The organism is Bacillus sp. LQ01, assembly GCF_057624735.1.
The window spans coordinates 41,673-48,446 of record NZ_JBYEZL010000011.1 but is presented as its reverse complement, the minus strand read 5'-3'; the positions used below and the strand labels follow the sequence as shown (position 1 = coordinate 48,446).

Below are 6,774 nucleotides of genomic sequence, written 5' to 3'. Positions count from 1 at the left end.
TTCATAGTTTGGTGATGATGGCAGAGAGGTCACACCCGTTCCCATACCGAACACGGAAGTTAAGCTCTCTAGCGCCGATGGTAGTTGGGACCTTGTCCCTGTGAGAGTAGGACGTCGCCAAGCAACTAAAAACACAAGTCATTTGACTTGTGTTTTTTTGTATTGTTAAAAAGAATGGGAAAGAAGTAAGGGTGATACAAACACGTTGCCAAGAGTTAATCATATTATATAAAAGATGGGTGTATATTTTTCTGTAAATTGTTAAGGATTAGAAGTATAAAATAGGTTCACTGAAATAGGGAGGGAAGGCTATGAAATTACAAAGTGAAGTTTGTATTGTTTGTGAGACAAAAAGAAAAGAAGGTATATATGTTTATAATAATTTAATATGCTATGAATGTGAAAAGGATATGGTGAATACAGAGACAGATGATCCGAAATATATACATTATTTAAAGCAGCTTCGAAAACTAGAAGTATCATATTTTTAAATAGGCATATGCCTATTATTTTTTTTGTTCTGTATAATAGATAGAGAATGAATAATAAGGAAGAGATGTAGATGAATCAAAATCGTATGCCTTTATATGAGGCGTTAATAGAGTTTAAAGAAAGAGGGCCGTTATCCTTTCATGTTCCAGGTCATAAGAATGGTTTAAACTTCCCTCAGGAGGCAATAAGAGAGTTTAAAGATATTCTATCTATTGATGTAACTGAGTTAGCAGGACTAGATGATTTGCATAGTCCGTTTGAATGTATAGATGAGGCACAACAATTATTGGCTGAAGTTTATAATACAAAGAGGAGCTATTTTTTAATTAATGGTTCAACAGTCGGGAACTTAGCAATGATTTTGTCTTGTTGCGGGGAACATGATATTGTTCTTGTACAAAGAAATTGCCATAAATCAATTATTAATGCTTTAAAACTTGCGGGAGCAAATCCCATTTTTTTAGATCCATGGATTGATGAAGCTTATAACGTACCGGTGGGAGTTCGTAACGAAATTATTAAGAAAGCAATTGAAAAGTATCCAAATGCGAAAGCACTCATTTTAACGCATCCTAATTATTATGGTATGGGTATGGATCTAGAGGCAAGCATCGCTTTTGCACATGCACATAAAATCCCTGTTTTGGTAGATGAGGCACATGGGGCACATCTGTGCTTGGGAGAACCATTCCCGAAGTCAGCATTAACATATGGTGCAGATATTGTAGTTCATTCTGCACATAAAACATTACCCGCAATGACAATGGGTTCCTATTTACATATAAATAGTCACTTAGTAGACGAAGAGAAGGTTACTACTTATTTAAGTATGCTACAATCTAGTAGTCCATCGTATCCAATTATGGCTTCCTTGGATATAGCACGCTTTACAATGGCGCGTATAAAAGAAGAAGGTCACAGTGAAATTATTGAGTTTTTACGAAGATTTAAGGAACAATTACGTTCTATTCCCCAAATCGCCATTTTAGAATATCCGTTGCAAGATGAGTTAAAGGTCACCGTACAAACTCGTTGTCAGTTATCAGGGTACGAATTACAGTCTGTATTTGAAAAGGTCGGTATATATACAGAGATGGCTGATCCGTACAATGTCCTATTTATTTTACCCTTACAAGTAAATGAGGGATATATGAAGGTTATAGAGATGATCCGAGTAGCATTGCAACATTATGAGGTGAAAGACAAGAGGGAATCTATTCGTTATACTTATAAAGGTGAATTCTCTCTTTTACCGTATACGTATAAACAACTAGACGGATATGAAACAAAGATAGTATCTATAGAAGAGGCTGTTGGAATGATAGCGGCGGAAATGGTGATTCCGTATCCACCTGGAATTCCATTGATTATGTATGGAGAGAGAATTACTTCAGAGCATAAAGAGCAAATTATGTATTTAGAGAGAGCAGGAGCTCGTTTTCAAGGTAATACGAAATATATGAAAGTGTATGATATAGAAAGTAGGTTTTAGGATGAAGGGATTATTTGTAACAATTGAGGGCCCAGAAGGTTCAGGTAAAACAACGTTAATTAAAAGCTTATTGCCATATTTTGAAAAAAAAGCACAAAAGGTAATGGCGACAAGGGAACCAGGCGGTATTGCAATTTCTGAGGACATTAGGACGATTTTACATAAACAAGAATATACGATGATGGAAGCACGTACAGAAGCGCTTCTTTATGCTGCTGCGCGCAGACAACATTTAGTAGAAAAAGTTATGCCAGCACTTAATGAGAACTACCTCGTGTTATGTGATCGTTTTATAGATAGCTCTTTAGCATACCAAGGCTATGCAAGAGGATTGGGTATGGATAAGGTATTTGAAATAAATCGTTTCGCAACAGAGGACTGTATGCCTAGTTTAACAATTTATCTAGACATTGAGCCTGAGGTTGGTTTGGCTCGGATTGAAAAAGATGCAGGACGTGAAGTAAATCGACTAGATATGGAAGATATCTCTTTCCATAAACGTGTGCGCGAAGGGTATTTACAAGTTGTAGAACGTTTCTCGGATCGTATTGTATTGGTAAATGCTGATCAGCCGATGGAAAAACTTATAGAAGAAGTTGTTCAGATTATAGAAGATAAATTGTTATAATAGAAGGAAAGAATGAAATAAGTGAGGTATGCATTATGACGAAGACGTGGGAGCAGCTTTCTGCTATACAACCCATCGGTGTAAAAATGTTGATGAATAGCATTGCAAAAGAGCGTATATCCCACGCTTACTTGTTAGAGGGAGGGAAAGGGACAGGAAAGTTTGCGACAGCAATTCAAATGGCAAAGAGTTTCCTCTGTTCTGAGCGGAATGGGGTAGAGCCCTGCCATGTATGTACAAACTGTAAGCGAATTGATTCAGGTAACCACCCTAACTTACATATTGTAAAACCAGACGGATTATCTATTAAAAAGCAGCAAATTCATGATTTACAAGAAGAGTTTTCAAAAACAGGATTAGAGGCAAATAAAAAATTATATATTATTGAGCACGCAGATCGTATGACAGCAAATGCGGCAAATACACTTTTGAAATTTTTAGAAGAACCAAGTAGTGATACAACTGCTATTTTACTTACTGAACAAAGTCATCAAATTTTAAATACGATTTTATCTCGTTGCCAAGTTGTTACGTTTAGACCGTTACCTACGGAATCTTTAATTAGAAGATTACAGGATGAAGGGATTACAGCATCTTTATCGACACTTGCTGCTCAACTTACAAATAGTTTTGATGAAGCTTTAGCTTTATGTAGTGATGAATGGTTTGCACAAGCACGAGCTTTAGTGATAAAATTATGTGAAGCGCTCGAAAAAGATAAAACCTCTATTTTTTTTGTACAAGAAAAATGGGGAAAACACTTTGGAGAGAAAGAACAATTACAGCAAGGTTTAGATATGTTACTCCTTATTTATAAGGATTTATTATATGTTCAACTTGGAGAAGAAGATCGTCTTGTTTTTCATGATCAGAAAGAGATGTTTGAATCGTTTTCCTATGCTCAGAAGCGCATTGTATCAGCTCTCTTTAATATATTAGAGGCAAAAAATAGAATCAACGCTAATGTAAATGCGCAGCTTGTGTTCGAACAGTTAGTGTTGCGGTTGCAGGAGGGATGACCGTTTTGTATGATGTAGTAGGTGTTCGCTTTAAGAAGGCCGGAAAGGTATATTACTTTGATCCAAACCAGTTCGATATCTCTGAAAATGAGTTTGTCATTGTAGAAACGGTAAGAGGTATTGAATACGGAAAAGTAGTTATTACCAAAAAACAAGTTGATGAAAACGACGTTGTATTACCGCTAAAAAAGGTTATTCGTATTGCAAATGAAAATGATCGTACCATTGTTGAAGAGAACAAACATGCTGCCAAAGAAGCATATCAAGTCTGTCAACAAAAGGTAGTAGAGCATAATCTTGATATGAAACTTGTAGATGTAGAGTATACATTCGATCGTAATAAGATTATTTTCTATTTTACTGCGGATGGTCGGATCGATTTCCGCGAACTAGTGAAGGACTTAGCCGCAATTTTTAGAACAAGAATTGAACTAAGACAAATTGGTGTTCGTGATGAAGCGAAGATGCTAGGTGGTATTGGTCCATGTGGTCGTATGCTTTGTTGTTCTACTTTTTTAGGGGATTTTGAACCTGTATCCATTAAAATGGCAAAGGATCAAAATTTATCATTAAATCCTGCAAAAATCTCTGGTTTATGTGGTCGCTTAATGTGTTGCTTAAAATATGAGAATGATGAATATGAGGCAGCAAAGGAACAACTTCCTGATTTAGATCAACGTATACAAACCCCGCATGGTACTGGCCGTGTTATCGGATTAAATATTTTAGAAAGATTAATTCAAGTGGAACTAGTAGACAAGGAACGGATAGTAGAATATACGTTAGATGAGTTAGTGAATAAAGGGGTCGTTTCGAGTCAAACCACAGATTAATGAGGTGGGTGCTTGTGGAGAAAAAAGATATTTTTGAATCGGTTTCTAGTATGGAAGAGCAAATTGGACATTTATATAAACAGTTGGGAGAGTTAAAACAGCATCTTGCAGAGTTGTTGGAAGAAAACCAGCATATAAAAATGGAAAATAACAATTTGCGACACCGTTTTGAAGAAGTGCAGAATAAAGAAAAACAAAAAACTCAAAAACGTAAAGAAGTGAAGCCGAAAACAGATATTGGTGAAGGCTATGACAATTTAGCGAGACTGTATCAAGAAGGTTTTCATATTTGCAATCTACATTATGGAAGTGTACGTAAAGAGGGAGATTGTTTATTCTGTCTGTCATTCTTAAATAAAAAGTGAAATTACCTTTCCAATTATAATTGGAAAGGTAATTTTTTATACATGAAATAGGGTAGGTTAAGGGTAAGAAAAGGAGCAGTATATGAATTTATATGAAGATGAACGTTTAGATTACTTATTAGCACAAGACATGAAGATTATACAAAGCCCATCAGTATTTAATTTTTCTTTAGATGCCGTTTTACTTGCAGATTTTGCATGGGTACCAATTCAAAAGGGGAATTTACTTGATTTGTGTACAGGTAACGCGGTTGTTCCCCTTCTATTAAGTACAAGAACAAAAGGAAATATTACTGGGGTGGAAATTCAAGAACGCTTATATGATATGGGAGTAAGAAGTGTTCAATACAATGGGTTGGAGGAAAGAATTCACCTCATACATGGAGATTTGAAAGATATGCCAGAGAAACTTGGGCGTCATCAATATGATGTTGTTACATGTAATCCACCATATTTTCAAACACCTCAAACTTCAGAGAAAAATATGAATGAACATTTAGCGATAGCTCGTCATGAAATTATGTGTACATTAGAAGATGTTGTATCTGTAAGTAGTCAGTTAGTAAAACAAGGTGGGAAAGTAGCGTTTGTACATCGTCCAGGGCGATTACTAGACATTGTCACATTAATGCGTAAATATAAAATTGAACCAAAGCGTGTGCAATTTGTTTATCCTAAGGTTGGAAAAGAAGCAAATATATTGTTAATTGAAGGAATTAAGGATGGAAATGCAGATTTGAAAATTTTACCGCCTCTCGTTGTATATGAGAACAATAACGAATATACAAAGGAGCTACGTTCGATTTTATATGGAGAAGAATAAGCACTTTTTTTATGTGGTAGAGTGCTCTGATGGAAGTTATTATGCTGGATATACAAACCATATAGAAAAGAGAATTCAGACTCATAATAGCGGCAAAGGGGCTAAGTATACACGCGTCAGGCTTCCTGTTGTTTTAAAATATGTAGAGACCCACGATGATAAGCGTACAGCTATGCAAGCGGAGTATTACTTTAAGCAATTAACGAGAAAACAAAAAGAGGCATATATGCAAAAAGGAGAACGCTATGTGGCAACAAAAAAGCTTTCAACAAAATGAAAAGGGAGTTTTATATTTAGTACCAACTCCTATTGGAAATCTAGAAGATATGACATTTCGTGCAATCCGAATTTTAAAAGAAGTTGATTTAATTGCTGCTGAAGATACGAGACAAACGAAAAAACTTTGTAATTATTTTGAAATTGAAACACCTGTTACGAGTTATCATGAGCACAATAAAGAAGTAAGTGGGAAGAAACTATTAGAGAAATTAGAGGATGGAAAGAATGTAGCACTTGTTAGCGACGCTGGTATGCCGTGTATTTCTGATCCAGGTTACGATATTGTCGTTGAGGCAGTAGCTGAGCAATATCATGTAATTCCGCTTCCTGGAGCAAATGCAGCCCTTACAGCATTAATTGCATCCGGTCTTGAAACAAAGCAGTTTTATTTCTATGGTTTCTTGCAGAGAAACAAAAAGGAACGAAAGATGGAGTTAGAAAAGCTTCGTTATGTACAAACTACAATGATGTTTTATGAAGCGCCTCATCGTTTAGACGATACTTTAATTTCGATGCAGGAAGTGTTGGGAAATAGAGAGATTGTATTATGTCGAGAGTTAACTAAAAAATTTGAGGAATTTATTCGAGGGACAATCGAAGAAGCAATTGAGTGGACGAAGCAAAATGAAGTACGTGGTGAGTTTTGTATTTTAGTAGCTGGTTCAACAGAAGAACCTGCTCCAGAAGAACAATGGTGGGAATCTCTTTCGGTATATGATCATATTGAATATTATATAAATGAAAAAAGTATGAATTCAAAAGAAGCGATTAAAACAGTCGCTAAAGATCGAGATTTGTCGAAAAGAGATGTATATCAAATCTATCATGTCGATAAAAAATAAG

9 protein-coding genes and 1 rRNA gene are annotated in these 6,774 nt (G+C 35.7%); all 10 read left to right on the top strand.

Features of this window, described 5'->3' with window-relative positions; translation table 11 throughout:
• Positions 1 to 7 precede the first annotated feature (7 nt).
• The 10 genes from rrf to rsmI all read left to right on the top strand — a co-directional run bounded on the left by rrf (position 8) and on the right by rsmI (position 6,773).
• A 5S ribosomal RNA gene (gene rrf / locus AC22L0_RS28770) occupies positions 8 to 123 on the top strand.
• Positions 124 to 311: 188 nt separating this feature from the next.
• Positions 312 to 491, top strand: coding sequence for a sigma factor G inhibitor Gin (locus AC22L0_RS28765; protein WP_000776279.1), 180 nt, complete (start codon positions 312 to 314; stop codon positions 489 to 491).
• Between the two features lie 71 nt (positions 492 to 562).
• The gene (locus tag AC22L0_RS28760; protein ID WP_087964919.1) at positions 563 to 1,984 is read left to right on the top strand and encodes an aminotransferase class I/II-fold pyridoxal phosphate-dependent enzyme; all 1,422 of its coding nucleotides are present in this window, start codon (positions 563 to 565) and stop codon (positions 1,982 to 1,984) included.
• Between the two features lies 1 nt (position 1,985).
• Entirely contained in the window at positions 1,986 to 2,612 is a 627-nt protein-coding gene (gene tmk / locus AC22L0_RS28755) for a dTMP kinase (protein ID WP_000677214.1), read from the top strand.
• A 35-nt stretch (positions 2,613 to 2,647) separates the two neighbouring features.
• Positions 2,648 to 3,631: a DNA polymerase III subunit delta' gene (gene holB / locus AC22L0_RS28750; protein ID WP_000169563.1), complete on the top strand. Its 984-nt coding sequence runs from the start codon at positions 2,648 to 2,650 to the stop codon at positions 3,629 to 3,631.
• A gap of 5 nt (positions 3,632 to 3,636) precedes the next feature.
• Positions 3,637 to 4,464: a PSP1 domain-containing protein gene (locus AC22L0_RS28745; protein WP_000272429.1), complete on the top strand. Its 828-nt coding sequence runs from the start codon at positions 3,637 to 3,639 to the stop codon at positions 4,462 to 4,464.
• 14 nt (positions 4,465 to 4,478) lie between these two features.
• Complete coding sequence (gene yabA, locus AC22L0_RS28740) at positions 4,479 to 4,829, top strand: DNA replication initiation control protein YabA (RefSeq protein ID WP_000412063.1); 351 nt, start codon at positions 4,479 to 4,481, stop codon at positions 4,827 to 4,829.
• 82 nt (positions 4,830 to 4,911) lie between these two features.
• Positions 4,912 to 5,652, top strand: a complete 741-nt coding sequence (locus AC22L0_RS28735; protein WP_087964917.1) for a tRNA1(Val) (adenine(37)-N6)-methyltransferase — start codon at positions 4,912 to 4,914, stop codon at positions 5,650 to 5,652.
• On the top strand, positions 5,639 to 5,929 hold the full coding sequence (locus AC22L0_RS28730) for a GIY-YIG nuclease family protein (RefSeq protein WP_000414350.1): 291 nt from the start codon (positions 5,639 to 5,641) through the stop codon (positions 5,927 to 5,929). Before AC22L0_RS28735 ends, AC22L0_RS28730 begins: the two co-directional genes overlap by 14 nt.
• Positions 5,898 to 6,773, top strand: a complete 876-nt coding sequence (rsmI, locus tag AC22L0_RS28725; protein ID WP_000267821.1) for a 16S rRNA (cytidine(1402)-2'-O)-methyltransferase — start codon at positions 5,898 to 5,900, stop codon at positions 6,771 to 6,773. The genes AC22L0_RS28730 and rsmI overlap by 32 nt, the downstream gene beginning before the upstream one ends.
• The last annotated feature ends 1 nt before the right edge of the window (position 6,774 follow it).